The following is a 12,622-nucleotide window of genomic DNA, read 5'->3' as shown; positions in this document are numbered from 1 at the left end:
GGAGCCGGACCGTCGTTCCTGCCGCACTGCGCCACTTGCTGCACGGCAAAATGCTTGTCTCAGCCCGTTGGAGGATCGCCGCGATCGTCAGACTTCATGCCGGAGCCCGGCGTCTTGTCGGGGTCGTTCAGTTTCGGATCACGCGTCGCTTCGCGCGTCGGCGGCTTTCGGGGCTCGGTCTTGTGAGCGCTCTGTGCGCGCTCCTTGTCGGCCGGCTGCTCCTGACCCTTGTCGTCCTTGACGATACCGTGATTGGAATGTGGCATTGCTAAACTCCTTGGCTGATATCCCTTGAAGCTATGCGGGCCCCGGCGATAAAATTCGCCGAGGCCCGTCACCGGAGTGGTCCACCGCTTTCCGGGGAGCAAAGCAGCGAACGCATCGGTGTTACGCGGCGCGCCGAAGATCGTTCCTGCGATCGCATGATCGCTCTTGCGATCTCTAAGTCGCGCTTGCGATCTTTCGGCGTGATTTTTTCAGTTCGCTCGATGTCATGGGTTAACGACGGCCTCCGGGCAACATGCCTAAAATTGCTCGTTCCAGTTCGGAGGCGGCATGATCAAGAAGAAACGCAACAGGGCGCGTCCCCCCGGGTCATTCGAGGACCGCCTGCAAAAATTTGCCGAAAATGCACGCCTTGCGGCACGCAAGCTGCCGCCGGGACGAGAACGCGAAACGCTGATCAAGAAAGCCAAACAAACCGAGACGGTGATGGAAGTCAGCGATTGGCTGACGCTCCGCAAATAGCCGCGGCCGGACACCGGTCCAAAGGGAGGGCCGCGATGATCGAGGAAAGATTTGACTCACGTACGCTCGCCGCCATGAACTTTGCGCTCGATCGCGTATGCGCCGATGCGCTGCACGGCGAGGAACACGACACCCGCAAGCGCGTTGCCAGATACATCATCAAGTGCGCCAAGAGCGGCAGGACGACGCTCCCCGAGCTGATGGAAGCCGGACAGCAGGCGCTGGCCAAAGTCGCCGCCGCGGCGGAATAGCCGCTGCAACCTGCCCTACTCTCGGCCTTTGGCAGAGGCAGCTACGCATGCGCATTGCAATCAGCGTCGGCCTGCTGGTCATCCTGGCCGCCGTCGGCGCCTACGCGTTCGAAGGCTTGATGGTGCCCGATGCACCGGTGCCGACCTACGGCATCGTCATGTTCACGATCGGGATCACCCTGCTGGTCGCGGTCGGCGTCGGCCTGATGGGTCTGCTGTTCTATTCCAGCCGCCGCGGCTACGACGAGCCGCCGCACATCAAGCGGTAGGTTACGAACGCCTCCCCGTCATTGCGAGGAGCAAAGCGACGAAGCAATCCATCCCTCCCCATACGCGGATCGATGGATTGCTTCGCTTCGCTCGCAATGACGTGGATAGCCTGGCACTAGGACGTTACGGGCACCCGGGCGCGAATCTCGGCGATCTTGCGCTTCAGCGACGCCTGCCGTGGATCGGGCATGATGGCGGCGCGGGCCTCGGTGATGGCGGCGGCAAGATCGGGAAGCGCGAGCACGCCGTCGAAGGTCGGCTTGACCAGTCCGTCGATGATCACGTGCCAGTCCGCGATGCCCTGGCGATAGGGATCACCGTAGCCCTGGATCATGGTCGCGGTCTGCACAATCGCTGAGGCCGCGCCCGGCTGCTTGGTCAGGCTGCGGTCGATCATGTGCAGCCAGCGCTCGACCCAGATACGTTCCTTGGCGTAGCGCCCCGAGAACAGCCGCCAGCGCTTCAGGCCCGCCTCGATCCGGAGCCGGCGAACGCTGAAGCGGGTGTTGGCGCTGAAGCGGATCGAGACCCGGCGGCGGCGCCAGCCGAGCTGATCGAGCACGGCGAGGATCGGATCGGCGACCATCGCAGGCAGGGCGTCGATCAACTCGTCGAAGCGGAGCTTCTTGACGTCGTCGGCCGAGCGCGCCGCAAGGCCGCCCGCCGCGTTGACTTCGCCGAGCTTGAGCTGCGCGATGCGGATCGCGTCCTCATAGGCCATGCGCTCGGCCATCAGCCGCGCGATCTCGGCAAGCAAGGCGTCGTCAACGCCACGGCGGCCGACGAAGCGCTTGAGCCGGTCGATATAGAGCTGGGCGTAGCTGGTGCTCTGATAGGCGATCAACAGATGGATGGCATCGGTGACCGCCGGCCTGAGGTGGTCCGGGCAGGCGTCGGGCAGCACCGGCGGCCCCTCGTCCTCATCGCCGATGATATCGGCAAACAGGTAACGAAGCGAAGCCAGCAGACTGTCGTCATCCGGCACTGCGGCGCCTCCAGAACTCGTCGCGGGGCTCATGCAGGTTTTGGCTCAGCGACCTGAGGGGTGGCGTGCTGCGCGAGCCGCTGCTCGAGCGTCGAGATATTCTCGAACAGGCGGGCGCTGAACAGACGCAGAAGGTAGAAGCCGAACGCCGGGTTCTGAACGTAGAGCTGCTCGACCTGGTCATAGGTCACCGACAGCACCATGCCGGTTTCGACGCACTCCAGCGTCTGGGTGCGCGTGTTCGACGGCGACAGCATGCCGAACTCGCCGACGAGGGCGCCGACCGGCAGCTCGATGCCGGATTCGACCAGGCGGAAGCGGCCGCTGACAATGTAGAACATGCTGTCGGCCTTCTCGTCCTTGTAGAACAGGACTTCGCCCGCGGTGCATTTGCGCTCCGTCGTGAACGGCCTGAGCCAATCCATCGACAGATCGCTGTTGACCGATTTCTTCACGTTGCGGACCAGCTGCAGCATCTGGTGCAGCCGATAGGTGTTCACCGGCAGCAGCACGGCATGCAGAATCAGCGTCGCGTAATTATGGGTCGGGACGGCGGTCGCGATCAGGATGATGTTGGTCAGGATGGCAAAGACGCGCAACGGGATCATGGTCCGCATCGACAGCGTGGCGACCACGAAGATCGATGCGAAGAAACTGCCGGCGGCGCCGGCGTGCTCCGCGAGATGTGAGGTATCCATCGGAAACCAACCAATTTCTCAAGAAGTGAACAAGATCGCCTTATTAGTCGCTTCATTCCGGCCGAGGTCGCATCGGTGACCAGCATCCCTGATATACGGTGAAAAAGCGACGATTTGTCTGATTTCTCACATTCGCGGGCGCAAAAGCGGGCCAACATGGTTAGGCCATTCGTCCAACATTTGGGACTTTCGCCGCGACCATCCCGCCACCGCCTGCGCGTTGACGGCCTCAACCGGGAGAGGCACGTTGTGACACAGGCTCCGCCATTCGCCGGGGCCTCAATTCCAGCAGTTCAGCGACAGGCAAGCTCCGTTCCGATGTCCAAGCCGCTCGTCCTTCCGGCCTTGACGCGCTTCATTTCCGCCACCGCCGGCCGCAACATGACCACGGCGGCCTATGTCGCAGTCACGGTCGGTGTCGCCATGATGACGCTGCTGACGGTCACGCCGGCCTATGACGCGGTCCCGCACTGGGTCGATGCGCTGCTGTGGGCCTGCCTTGCCTATTTCGTGTTCGAATGGCTGGTGCGGCTGCGGCACATGCGGCGGCAGGACAAGCTCTGGTTCTACGCGCTATCCAGCGCAGGCGTCGTCGATGCGGTCGGCGCGCTGGCGGTGCCGCTGGCCCTGCTCAGCGGCATCGAGCCGAAGACCGCATGGCTGCTCGGCGTGCTCTGGGTGCTCAAGGTGGTGCCGGGCATTCCCGGCCTGCGCCAGCTCCGGCGCGTGCTCGTGGTGGAATCCGGCCCGCTGCTCAGCGTGCTGGTGATCTTCCTGATGGTGGTGTTCCTGGCCTCCGTCGCCGAATATTTCCTGGAGCGGGACGTCCAGCCCCAGACCTTCGGCAGCGTGCCGGCGGCGCTGTGGTGGGCGGTGGTGACGCTGACCACGACAGGCTATGGCGACGTGGTGCCGATCACCCCGCTCGGCCGCATGGTCGCTGCCATGGTGATGATTTCGGGCCTCGGCGTGTTCGGGCTGTGGACCGGTATTCTGGCGACCGGCTTTGCCGCCGAAACCCGTCGCGACAATTTCCTGAGAACCTGGGAGACCGTGAGCAAGGTGCCGTTCTTCGCGCATCTCGGCCCGGCCGCGATCGCGGACGTCACCCAGGTGCTGCGGACCATGGACCTGCCGCCGCGCACCATGATCATCCGCAAGGACACCAATGGCGACTGCATGTATTTCGTCGCCGCCGGCGAAGTCGAGGTCGACCTGCCCGGACGCAAGGTGAAGCTCGGCGAAGGCGCGTTCTTCGGCGAGATGGCGCTGCTCGGCAACGCCAAGCGGGGCGCCAGCGTCTCGACCAGCAAGGTGACCCGGCTGTTGGTGCTTGACCTCGTCGATTTCCGCCTGTTGATGGCAAGGCATCCCGATCTCGCCGAGACCATCGACGCCGAGGCGAAGCGGCGCGAACGTGAGAACCAATGATGGAGACCAAGATGGCCGACGCGGCCGACACCGCCAGCGGACCCGTGCTCGAAATTGCCGGCGCCCGCGCCACGATCCGCCTCAACCGGCCGAAGCATCTCAACCGCCTGCAGGCCGAGGATCTCGGCGACCTCGTCAGGCTGTTCGACCGGATCGAGGCCGATCCCGCGATCCGCGTGCTGGTGCTGACCGGAACCGGCCGCGCATTCTCCGCCGGCTACGACCTTAACTCGGTCGCCGAGCGCGCGGTGAGCGAGAGCGAGCAGCAGAGCGCGGGTTCGGCGTTCGAGGTGGTGGTGAACCGGCTCGAGGATCTCTGCGTGCCGACGATCTGCCGGCTCAATGGCGGCGTCTATGGCGGCTCGACCGACCTCGCGCTCGCCTGCGACTTCCGCATCGGCGTCGATACCGCGGAGATGTTCATGCCGGCGGCGCGGCTCGGGCTGCACTATTACAAGAGCGGAATCCGGCGCTACGTCACGAGGCTTGGCGTCGACAACGCCAAGATGCTGTTCCTGACCGCGCAGAAGATCACGGCGCCGGAGATGCTGCGGATCGGCTACCTCACCGCCATGGTGTCGCTCGACCTGCTCGACGAGGAGGTCGACAAGCTCGCGACGATCCTGGCCGGCAATGCGCCCAAGGCGATGGCCGGCATGAAGCGCGCAATCAACGAATTCGCCCGCGGCGCGCTGGATGAGGCCGCCGCCGACCAGCGCCACCGCGACAGCATGCGCGGCGACGAGATCAAGGAAGGCATCAAGGCGTTCGCCGAGAAGCGGCCACCGCGGTTTTGACCGAACGCATCACGCCATCACTCCCGTCACCCTGAGGAGCGCGGAACGCGCGTCTCGAAGGGTCGACGGCCCCCACTGTGGCCGTGCATCCTTCGAGGCTCGCTCCGCTCGCACCTCAGGATGACGGGACTGGCTGTGTGCGAGTCGGCGTTCGCCGCCCCCTCACGCTCGCTTCGACCGCATCGCGCGCGTCTGCGCGATCTCCGGGTCGCGGGCCAGCGCCTGGTAGCGCTTGCTGTCGACGGCGTAGATCGCGATGCGGCCTTCGGCGTCGGCGTGGACACCCCAGCCGAACCGCTTGCCGAGCGGCGAGGCGCGCATGCAGGCCTGGCCGCGCGAGAAGAACGTCTCGCGGGCGAGGCTGCGCGCCTTCTTCGCCGCCTTCGCATCGAGCGCGCGGCCGGCCGCCGAGGTCGCGAACACGACGTCGTCGGAGGTGTATTTGTAGGGCGCGCCTGCGATCATCCGGAATTGCAGCACGGCGACCGTGGGCTGGCCGCCACGCGGCTGCGGCTCCTCGCCGCACTGCGCCGGGCAATCCTCGGCGACGCGGATCAGGGTGTTGAAGCAGTTGGTGCTGTACAGCTGTTTCGCCATCGACACGATCCGTATCACACTCCGGCGGCTGCTGCATGCTGCGCCGCCATTTCGTCGTCGGCCTTCGAGATCCGGATGAAAGCCGGGCGCGCGGCGATGCGTTCGGCATAGCGGACGAACACGTCCCTTTTCGGCACGATGCCGAACATCATGGTCCAGCTAAGCGCGATGCCCCAGAGGATGTCGGCCGCCGTGATCTCTTCGCCGAGCAGATAGGGCCCCTTTGCGAGCTGCGCCTCGAGCGTGCCCAGCATGGTGTCGTAATCGGCATAGGGCGACTGCGTGATCGGCGCCGGCTCGCGCTTCATGAAATGGTCGATCACCGCCGGCTCGAACGAGGCGCCGTAATAGGCGATCCAGCGCAGGTACGGGCCGCGGCGCCGGTCGTTCAGCGCGGGCGTCAGGCCCGCCTGCGGAAACAGATCGGCGAGATAGATGAAGATCGCGACCTGCTCGGTGACCAGCGCGTCACGGTGGCGGATCGCCGGCACCTTGCCGAGGGGATTGATCGCGAGGTAGGCGTCCTTGCGCTGCTCGGCTGCCTTCATGTTGAGGACGTGCAGATTATAGGGCGCGCCGAGTTCCTCCAGCAGCACGCGGGTGCCGGTGGCGCGGCTCTGCGGCGAGTAATACAGCGTGAGGCGGTCGGTGGTGGCAGCGGTGGTCATTAGCGGGTCTCCTTGCGCCGTCAGGGGCGTGGCCTCCTTATGTCCGCCTATACCTGACATCTTGTGTCAGGTATGATCTTCCCATGCGTGCGAGCCGGCTGTTTTCCATCCTCACCACCCTGCAGGCGCGGGGACAGGTTACCGCGCCCGAATTGGCCGAAGCCTGCGAGGTCTCGGTGCGCACGATCTATCGCGACATCGATGCGCTCTCGGCTGCCGGCGTCCCCGTCTATGCCGACCGCGGTGCCGAGGGCGGCTACCGGCTGCTCGACGGCTATCGGGTGCGGCTGAACGGGCTATCGCAGGGCGAGGCCGAGGCGCTGTTCATGGCTGGGCTGCCCGGCCCCGCCGCCGCGCTCGGCCTCGATGCCGCGATGGCGGCGGCGCAGACCAAGCTGATGGCGGCGCTGCCGGAGAATCTTCGCCCCAACGCGCGGGGCATGCAGCAGCGCTTCCATCTCGACGCGCCGGGCTGGTTCGGCGAGACCGAGGAGCCGAAGCATCTGCGCGCCATCGCAAGCTCCGTGCTGCGCGAGACCCTGATCGAGATCCGCTACCAAAGCTGGAAAGCCGAGAAGCGGCGGCGCGTGGCGCCGCTCGGCCTCGTACTGAAGGGCGGCAGCTGGTATCTCGCCGGCCTCGTCGACGGCAATGTGCGCACCTACCGGGTCGCGCGGGTGCTGGATTGCACCGCACTGGAGACGCCGTTCGCGCGGCCGGCGGAGTTCGATCTCTCCACCTATTGGCGCGCCTCGATCGCGCGGCTCGAGGCCGAGTTGCATCCGAACGAGGCCACGGTGCGGCTGTCACCGTTGGGGCTGCAACTGTTCGATGCTCTGGCCCACCCTTACGTGAAGGCACGGATGCGGCTTGCCGATGGCACTGAGCCCGACGGCTGGCGGATCGCCACCATGCCGGTCGGCAAGACAGTGTGGCATGCGGCAACCGAGCTGCTTCGGCTCGGCGCCGAGGCCGAGGTGATCGCGCCCGCGGAGTTGCGCGAGAAGATGGCGGAGCTGGCGGGCGCGATGGCCGCGCGCTATGCGAACGCGCCGCCGCGCCGCGCGGCGCGCCGTTAATACCGGCTGTCCGAGCTGATGACGAAGCGGTCGAGAAAGTTGACGGGCAGGATCTCGAACCGGTCGAGCGTGAGCGTAATCCCGGTCACGAAGTCGACGCCCTTGATCGTGCCGTCGAGATCGATCCGCCGGCCGCGGCGCAGGCCGCGTGTTTCCGGATGTTGCTCGATGTCGATATAGGCATAGATCGGGTTGTCGAGCCGGGAATGGCGGTGCCAGCCGCGTTGCAGGAAGCTGAATTGCAGCACGGAGCCCGCGCCCCAGTCGATCGCGTCGAAGAAGCGGGTCTTCCAGGCAACGGGCTGTCCCAAACAATGCGCGGCAATGAACGCGTCACGCTCAAGCGCAGGCAGACGGTGCAGTTGCCAGCTGATCTCCGCCGGCGTCAGGGAGGCGTTATTCGCCATTGTTGTTCTAGTCGTTCTTCTTGTCGTTTCTTCTTGTCCTCGGCGGGAGGGTGAACCGACCTTCCCGCCCTGAGGAAACTATACATCCACAAATGTGACAGTATCCGCCACAGTCGCGCGCGACGTGCGGTAGCTGTTCACCTTGTGCGCATGATCCGCATAGCCGAACGAGATACCGCAGACAACCCGGCGATCGTCGCCCAGGTTGAAATGGCGGCGGATCAGGCCGGAATGGCGCGCAATCGCGGCCTGCGGAATGGTGCCGAGCCCGAGCGCCTGCGCGGCCAGCATGAAGTTCGAGACATAGCCGCCGCAGTCGATCGCGCCATAGATGCCGAGCGGCTCGTCGGTGTGGATCACGGCAATGTGCGGCGCGCCGAAGAAATTGTAATTCTCCAGCGCCTGCTTGGCGTAGGCCGCCCTGTCGCCGCGCGCGATCCCGAGCGTGTTGTAGAGCTGGAACCCGCTTTCGCGGCGGCGCTCCAGATAGACCCCGACATATTCACGCGGCGGCGTGAAGTCGTAGTCCTCGCCGAGGCCGCGCGAGGCCTCGGCATAGATCGCCTTGCGAAAGCGCTCCTTGGCCTCGCCGGACACGATCAGGACCTGCCAGGGCTGGCTGTTGCACCAGGACGCCGTGCGCTGCGCAGTCGTCAAAATATGCTCGATGACGTCGCGCGGCACCTCGCGCGGCTGGAACGCACGCACCGAGTAGCGCTCGTTGAGCAGCTCCTCGAGCGCGCCGATGCGGTCTTCGGCCGCGAAACGCGGCTTGGTGGTGGCATCCATGCTCAGCGGCCCTTGGTCGGGATCTTGTTGTAGGGCACGTCCTTGTCGACCCGGATGTCGCCCGGCAGGCCGAGCACGCGCTCGGCGATGATGTTGCGCAGGATCTCGTCGGTGCCACCGGCGATACGCATCGAGGGCGACGACAGCAGCATCTGCTGGAACTGGCCGTTGGCCTGCTCCTCGTCGGTGCCCGTGAGGCTACCCGCGGCGCCCTCGAGGTCCATTGCATAGGTCGCGATGTCCTGCAGCATCAGGCCGGAGACCAGCTTGCCGATGGAATTTTCCGGACCGGGCCGCTCGCCCTTCGACAGCGCCGAGATCGCGCGATAGCTGGTGTATTTCAGCCCGCTCGCCTTCACCGCCCAGCTCGCAAGCTTGGAGCGCACCGCCGGATCGTCGATCGCAAGGCCATCCTCCAGCATCAGATTGGAGCAGAACTCGAACATTTCGGGGACACCGGTCGCAAGCCGCGATCCGATCGACATGCGCTCGTTCATCAGCGTGGTCAGCGACACGCTCCAGCCCTCGCCGACCGCACCTAAGCGCTGGCTGTCCGGGATCACGACGTCGGTGAAATAGACCTCGTTGAACTCCTGCATGCCGTTGGCCTGCTTGATCGGCCTGACCTCGACGCCGGGGCTCTTCATGTCGAGGAAGAACATGGTGAGGCCCTTGTGCTTGGGCACATTCGGATCGGTGCGCGCGATCAGAAGGCCGTAGTCGGAGTAATGCGCGCCGGAGGTCCAGATCTTCTGGCCGTTGACGACCCAGTTGTCGCCCTTCTTCTCGGCGCGGGTGCGCAGACCGGCGACGTCGGAGCCGGCCGACGGCTCGGAGAACAGCTGGCACCAGATCTCCTCACCGGAGGCGAGCCTTGGCAGATAGCGGCGCTTGGCCTCTTCGCTGCCCCAGGCCATCACCGTCGGGCCGCACATGCCCTCGCCGATCTGGAACGGCTGGGTCAGCTTGCCGTAGACGCCCTCTTCCTGCTGCCAGATCACGCGCTCGATCGGGGTGGCGCCACGGCCGCCATATTCCTTCGGCCAGTGCAGGCAGGCCCAGCCGCCCTCCGCCTTCTTCTTCTGCCAGGCCTTGCCGACCTCGACCATGTCGTGCCTGGCGAGCCTGATGCGGCCGAGCGAGGACTTCGAGAGCTCTTCCTCGAACTCCTTCGGCGCGTTGGCCGCGATCCAGTTGCGGGCGAGGCTACGGAATTCAGCTTCCTGCGGCGTGTCGTCGAAATTCATGGCGAACCTCTTTTTGCGTAGGGTGGGTTAGCCGAAGGCGTAACCCACCGATTCCATCGAAACGTTGTTGCGAAATGGCGGGTTACGCTGCGCTAACCCGCCCTACGATTGCTCAAGCTCTTCCCTTGGTCGGGATCTTGTTGAAGGGAACGTCCTTGTCGACCCTGATGTCGCCGGGCAGGCCCAGCACGCGCTCGGCGATGATGTTGCGCATGATCTCGTCGGTGCCGCCCTCGACGCGGGTGCCCGGCGCACGCAGCAGCATCGCCTGGAATTTGCCGGCGACCTCGGCATCCTCGGGTCCGTTCAGCGCGCCGGCGGCGCCCTGCAGATCGAGCGCGTAGGTCGCGACGTCCTGGATCATCGAGCCGGCGACCAGCTTGCCGATCGAGTTCTCCGGCCCGGGGCGCTCGCCACGGGAGAGCGCGGAGATCGCGCGCATGCTGGTGTATTTCAGCCCGCTCGCCTTCACCGCCCAGTTCGCAAGCTTTGCGCGCACCGCGCGGTTCTCGATCGCGGGACCGTCCTCCAGCATCAAGCTGTTGCAGAAGTCGAACAGCTCGGGGAAGCCGGTCGCGACGCCGGCGCCGATCGACATACGCTCGTTCATCAGCGTCGTCAGCGACACGTTCCAGCCGTCATTGACATTGCCGAGCCGTTGCGAGTCCGGAATCCGCACGTCGGTGAAATAGACCTCGTTGAAGTCGGAGGCGCCGCTCGCCTGCTTGATCGGCCTGACCTCGACGCCCGGGCTCTTCATGTCCAGGAAGAACATGGTGAGGCCCTTGTGCTTTGCGACATTGGGATCGGTGCGGGTCAAGAGGATCCCGTAATCGGAGTAATGCGCGCCCGAGGTCCAGATCTTCTGGCCGTTGACCACCCATTCGTCGCCCTGCTTCTCGGCGCGGGTGCGCAGGCCCGCGACGTCGGAGCCGCCGGCCGGCTCGGAGAACAGCTGGCACCAGACCTTCTCGCCGGAGGCGAGCGGCGGCAGATATTTGCGCTTCTGCTCCTCGCCGGCGAACGCCATCATGGTCGGCCCGCACATGCCGTGGCCGATGATGAACATCGAGCTGAGGCGACCGAACGGGCCCTCCTCCTGCTGCCAGATCACGCGCTCGATCGGCGACGAGCCGCGGCCGCCATACTCCTTCGGCCAGTGCAGACAGGCCCAGCCGGCGTCGGCCTTCTTCTTCTGCCAGGCCTTGGCGACCTCGAGGATGTTGGCGCCCTTGAGCTGAACGCGGCCGAGTGAGGCCTTGCGCAGCTCGTCTTCATATTGCTTCGGCGCATTGGCCGCGATCCAGGCTTTCGCCTCGGCGCGGAATGCGGCCTCCTGCGGGGTGTCGTCGAAATTCATCCTGATCTCTTTCCGTCATTCCGGGGCACGCGAAGCGTGAACCCGGAATCTCGATTCCCAACCTCTGGATTCCGGGTCTGCGCTTCGCGCATCCCGGAACGACGAATCGTGGAACTACGCCGCGTTCTTCTTGCGCATGCGGTCGATCAGGGCGTCTTCCCAATAGGACAGGCTGCCGAGGCCGAGCGCCACCGCATTGGCGCGGCGGTAGTACATGTGGCAGTCGAACTCCCAGGTGAAGCCCATGCCGCCATGGACCTGGATGTTGTTCTTGGCGCAGTGCTGGAACGCCTGGGTCGCGCTGATGCGCGCGGCGGCGGCCGCTTCCGGCAATTCGCCGGCATTGGTCGAGAGCGCCCAGGCACCGTAGTAGCAGTTCGAGCGCGCCAGGGTCGCCGAGACATACATGTCGGCCAGCATGTGCTTGACCGCCTGGAACGAGCCGATCGGACGGCCGAACGCGATACGGTCGAGCGCGTAGTCGCGGCCCATCTCCAGCGTGCGGTCGGCGCCGCCAACCTGCTCGAACGCCGTCAACACGGCTGCGCGATCCAGCACCTGGGTGATCACACCCCAGCCCTCGCTGGTGGTGCCGAGCGGCTCGGCCTTGGCGTCCTTGAAGGTGATCTCGGCCTGGCCGCGGGTCAGATCGATGTTGGTGAGCGACTTGACCTCGACGCCGCCGGCCTTGAGATCGACGATGAACAACGAAATGTCCGACTCGCGACCGCTCGAGCCGGTGCGGGCGGCGACAACGGCGAAATCGGCGATCGCGCCGTCGGCGACCGGCTTCTTGACGCCGTTGAGCACGCCGCCATTGGCCGTGACCTTGACCGCCTTCGGCGACGGATTGCCCTTGCCCTCGAACAGCGCCAGCGTACCGATGGCATCGCCGGAAGCGATCTTCGGCAGCCACTTCTGCTTCTGCGCGTCACTGCCTGCGATCATGATCGCCTCGGCAGCAAGATACACGGTGGAGGAGAACGGCACCGGCGCCAGCGCGCGGCCCATTTCTTCCGCAATCACGCAGAGCTCGAGATGGCCGGCACCCGCGCCGCCGAATTGCTCCGGAATCGCGACGCCGAGAAAGCCCATCTCGGCGAGGCCTTTCCAGAGTGCCTTGTCGTAGGGCGCCTTGCCGTCAAGCACCTCGCGCACGGCCTTCGGCGGGCACTGCTCGCTGAGGAACTTCCGCGCCTCGTCGCGCATCTGCTTCTGTTCGTCGGAGAAATCGAAATTCATGGCGCTTACCCGCGTTGCTGTTGTTCGTTGGCGTCGTCAGATGGGTGGAGCGAA

Annotated in this window: 16 protein-coding genes; 6 read left to right on the top strand and 10 right to left on the bottom strand. The window is 65.4% G+C overall.

The features are described from left to right. Nucleotides 1-59 precede the first annotated feature (59 nt). A complete protein-coding gene (locus tag AC066Y_RS12885; protein ID WP_478274187.1) occupies nucleotides 60-266 on the bottom strand; it encodes a hypothetical protein in 207 nt (68 codons plus the stop codon). Nucleotides 267-555: 289 nt separating this feature from the next. On the opposite strand from AC066Y_RS12885, the gene AC066Y_RS12880 reads away from it, so the two are divergent. From AC066Y_RS12880 to AC066Y_RS12870, 3 genes are read left to right on the top strand one after another with little or no spacing between them, the layout of a single operon-like run. After that, a complete protein-coding gene (locus AC066Y_RS12880; protein ID WP_478274186.1) occupies nucleotides 556-747 on the top strand; it encodes a hypothetical protein in 192 nt (63 codons plus the stop codon). A gap of 35 nt (nucleotides 748-782) precedes the next feature. Further along, nucleotides 783-998 (top strand): hypothetical protein, encoded by a 216-nt coding sequence (locus AC066Y_RS12875; protein ID WP_478274185.1) that lies wholly within the window; start codon nucleotides 783-785, stop codon nucleotides 996-998. A gap of 47 nt (nucleotides 999-1,045) precedes the next feature. Further along, nucleotides 1,046-1,267, top strand: coding sequence for a hypothetical protein (locus AC066Y_RS12870; protein ID WP_478274184.1), 222 nt, complete (start codon nucleotides 1,046-1,048; stop codon nucleotides 1,265-1,267). 116 nt (nucleotides 1,268-1,383) lie between these two features. Here the strand turns inward: AC066Y_RS12870 and AC066Y_RS12865 are convergent, their stop codons facing one another. Both AC066Y_RS12865 and AC066Y_RS12860 read right to left on the bottom strand, forming a co-directional pair. Continuing rightward, nucleotides 1,384-2,253, bottom strand: coding sequence for a DUF6537 domain-containing protein (locus AC066Y_RS12865; protein ID WP_478274183.1), 870 nt, complete (start codon nucleotides 2,251-2,253; stop codon nucleotides 1,384-1,386). Between the two features lie 29 nt (nucleotides 2,254-2,282). Then, nucleotides 2,283-2,951 carry a Crp/Fnr family transcriptional regulator gene (locus tag AC066Y_RS12860; protein WP_176528717.1) on the bottom strand — a complete coding sequence of 223 codons (669 nt, stop codon included), beginning with the start codon at nucleotides 2,949-2,951 and terminating at the stop codon, nucleotides 2,283-2,285. Nucleotides 2,952-3,269: 318 nt separating this feature from the next. On the opposite strand from AC066Y_RS12860, the gene AC066Y_RS12855 reads away from it, so the two are divergent. Then, complete coding sequence (locus AC066Y_RS12855) at nucleotides 3,270-4,382, top strand: cyclic nucleotide-gated ion channel (protein WP_478274182.1); 1,113 nt, start codon at nucleotides 3,270-3,272, stop codon at nucleotides 4,380-4,382. An 11-nt stretch (nucleotides 4,383-4,393) separates the two neighbouring features. Beyond that, nucleotides 4,394-5,179 (top strand): enoyl-CoA hydratase/isomerase family protein, encoded by a 786-nt coding sequence (locus AC066Y_RS12850; protein WP_478274239.1) that lies wholly within the window; start codon nucleotides 4,394-4,396, stop codon nucleotides 5,177-5,179. 162 nt (nucleotides 5,180-5,341) lie between these two features. Here AC066Y_RS12850 and AC066Y_RS12845 read toward each other — a convergent pair whose 3' ends face one another. Beyond that, on the bottom strand, nucleotides 5,342-5,776 hold the full coding sequence (locus AC066Y_RS12845) for a DUF6157 family protein (RefSeq protein ID WP_478274181.1): 435 nt from the start codon (nucleotides 5,774-5,776) through the stop codon (nucleotides 5,342-5,344). Nucleotides 5,777-5,790: 14 nt separating this feature from the next. Continuing rightward, the gene (locus tag AC066Y_RS12840; protein ID WP_478274180.1) at nucleotides 5,791-6,444 is read right to left on the bottom strand and encodes a glutathione S-transferase family protein; all 654 of its coding nucleotides are present in this window, start codon (nucleotides 6,442-6,444) and stop codon (nucleotides 5,791-5,793) included. An 83-nt stretch (nucleotides 6,445-6,527) separates the two neighbouring features. Between AC066Y_RS12840 and AC066Y_RS12835 the strand changes: the two genes are divergently transcribed. Then, entirely contained in the window at nucleotides 6,528-7,523 is a 996-nt protein-coding gene (locus tag AC066Y_RS12835; RefSeq protein ID WP_478274179.1) for a helix-turn-helix transcriptional regulator, read from the top strand. Here AC066Y_RS12835 and AC066Y_RS12830 read toward each other — a convergent pair. From AC066Y_RS12830 to AC066Y_RS12810, 5 genes are all read right to left on the bottom strand, one after another. Further along, entirely contained in the window at nucleotides 7,520-7,930 is a 411-nt protein-coding gene (locus AC066Y_RS12830) for a hypothetical protein (protein ID WP_478274178.1), read from the bottom strand. The two genes, AC066Y_RS12835 and AC066Y_RS12830, sit on opposite strands and share 4 nt — an antisense overlap. Nucleotides 7,931-8,008: 78 nt before the next feature. Continuing rightward, entirely contained in the window at nucleotides 8,009-8,719 is a 711-nt protein-coding gene (locus tag AC066Y_RS12825; RefSeq protein WP_478274177.1) for a nitroreductase, read from the bottom strand. Between the two features lie 2 nt (nucleotides 8,720-8,721). Next, nucleotides 8,722-9,966, bottom strand: coding sequence for an acyl-CoA dehydrogenase (locus tag AC066Y_RS12820; RefSeq protein ID WP_478274176.1), 1,245 nt, complete (start codon nucleotides 9,964-9,966; stop codon nucleotides 8,722-8,724). A gap of 112 nt (nucleotides 9,967-10,078) precedes the next feature. Continuing rightward, nucleotides 10,079-11,326: an acyl-CoA dehydrogenase gene (locus AC066Y_RS12815; protein ID WP_478274175.1), complete on the bottom strand. Its 1,248-nt coding sequence runs from the start codon at nucleotides 11,324-11,326 to the stop codon at nucleotides 10,079-10,081. Between the two features lie 114 nt (nucleotides 11,327-11,440). Next, the gene (locus tag AC066Y_RS12810) at nucleotides 11,441-12,568 is read right to left on the bottom strand and encodes an acyl-CoA dehydrogenase family protein (protein ID WP_478274174.1); all 1,128 of its coding nucleotides are present in this window, start codon (nucleotides 12,566-12,568) and stop codon (nucleotides 11,441-11,443) included. Nucleotides 12,569-12,622 lie beyond the last annotated feature (54 nt).

The sequence above is a fragment of the Bradyrhizobium sp. USDA3010 genome, from assembly GCF_056429065.1.
This window is presented reverse-complemented; position numbering and strand designations above follow the sequence as displayed.

Bases quoted from the DNA above. Each gene is read 5' to 3' on its own strand.
- AC066Y_RS12870 (WP_478274184.1), top strand. From the start codon at position 1,046: ATGCGCATTGCAATCAGCGTCGGCCTGCTGGTCATCCTGGCCGCCGTC.
- AC066Y_RS12845 (WP_478274181.1), bottom strand. From the start codon at position 5,776: ATGGCGAAACAGCTGTACAGCACCAACTGCTTCAACACCCTGATCCGC.
- AC066Y_RS12880 (WP_478274186.1), top strand. From the start codon at position 556: ATGATCAAGAAGAAACGCAACAGGGCGCGTCCCCCCGGGTCATTCGAG.
- AC066Y_RS12825 (WP_478274177.1), bottom strand. From the start codon at position 8,719: ATGGATGCCACCACCAAGCCGCGTTTCGCGGCCGAAGACCGCATCGGC.
- AC066Y_RS12875 (WP_478274185.1), top strand. From the start codon at position 783: ATGATCGAGGAAAGATTTGACTCACGTACGCTCGCCGCCATGAACTTT.
- AC066Y_RS12810 (WP_478274174.1), bottom strand. From the start codon at position 12,568: ATGAATTTCGATTTCTCCGACGAACAGAAGCAGATGCGCGACGAGGCG.
- AC066Y_RS12855 (WP_478274182.1), top strand. From the start codon at position 3,270: ATGTCCAAGCCGCTCGTCCTTCCGGCCTTGACGCGCTTCATTTCCGCC.
- AC066Y_RS12815 (WP_478274175.1), bottom strand. From the start codon at position 11,326: ATGAATTTCGACGACACCCCGCAGGAGGCCGCATTCCGCGCCGAGGCG.
- AC066Y_RS12820 (WP_478274176.1), bottom strand. From the start codon at position 9,966: ATGAATTTCGACGACACGCCGCAGGAAGCTGAATTCCGTAGCCTCGCC.
- AC066Y_RS12850 (WP_478274239.1), top strand. From the start codon at position 4,394: ATGGCCGACGCGGCCGACACCGCCAGCGGACCCGTGCTCGAAATTGCC.
- AC066Y_RS12885 (WP_478274187.1), bottom strand. From the start codon at position 266: ATGCCACATTCCAATCACGGTATCGTCAAGGACGACAAGGGTCAGGAG.
- AC066Y_RS12835 (WP_478274179.1), top strand. From the start codon at position 6,528: ATGCGTGCGAGCCGGCTGTTTTCCATCCTCACCACCCTGCAGGCGCGG.
- AC066Y_RS12860 (WP_176528717.1), bottom strand. From the start codon at position 2,951: ATGGATACCTCACATCTCGCGGAGCACGCCGGCGCCGCCGGCAGTTTC.
- AC066Y_RS12830 (WP_478274178.1), bottom strand. From the start codon at position 7,930: ATGGCGAATAACGCCTCCCTGACGCCGGCGGAGATCAGCTGGCAACTG.
- AC066Y_RS12840 (WP_478274180.1), bottom strand. From the start codon at position 6,444: ATGACCACCGCTGCCACCACCGACCGCCTCACGCTGTATTACTCGCCG.